The 782-nt window shown below is 55.9% G+C and carries 1 protein-coding gene; it reads left to right on the top strand.

Annotated elements, in window-relative coordinates; genetic code table 11:
• Positions 1-782, top strand: a 782-nt coding sequence (locus tag J5224_RS32055) for a Tar ligand binding domain-containing protein (protein ID WP_264628997.1), incomplete at both ends; no start/stop codon positions are given.

Below are 782 nucleotides of genomic sequence, written 5' to 3'. Positions count from 1 at the left end.
AAAACGGACTATCAGAATTTTACGCGCGTGGAGACGGTCAGCCAGCAGCGCGACAGTTTGAGCCAGAGTTGGGTAGCGCTACTGCAAACCCGCAATACCCTGAACCGAGCGGCAACGCGCGCGGCGCGTAACGTGCCGCAAGAGCAAGTCTCGGTGTTGATGAACAGTGCGCGCGCCTCGCTGGCGCAGGCGGATGTCTATTTCAAACAGTTCGTTGCTACCACGCAGTTGACGGAGGAAGGGCAGCGTCTGGCAGAGAGCACCAAAGTGAGCTACGACAAGCTCAACGGTGCGTTGGCAGAGCTGATTGGTTTCCTGGATAAAGGCCAGTTGCAACCTTTCCTTGACCAACCTACCCAGTCATTTCAGGATAATTTTGAGAAGAGCTTTTCTGCCTATCTGAGCTACGTCCAGACACATTTGCAGCAGGCCGGTCAGGCAAGCCGTGATTCCTATAACCACTCAACCTGGTCATTTGGCATTGTCGTGGTGCTTTCCCTGGCCCTGGTTGCTGTAGCCGTGGTGTGGCTGCGGAAAATCATTCTGACGCCGTTGACCACCATGCGTGAGCATTTTGAGCATATCGCGCGCGGGCACCTGACGGTAAAAATTGCCGACTACGGTCAGAATGAGATCGGGGTGATGTTCACGGCGCTGCAACATATGCAGACCTCGCTGGCCTCGACGGTACATACCGTGCGGCAAGGTGCCACGGGGATGCTGCTTGGCGTGCGGGAGATTTCCTCCGGCAACGTGGATCTGTCATCACGTACCGAATCACA

The sequence above is a fragment of the Candidatus Symbiopectobacterium sp. NZEC135 genome (assembly GCF_025962695.1).
The sequence above is the reverse complement of the archived record's forward strand: the minus strand, read 5'-3'. Positions and strand labels throughout refer to the sequence as shown.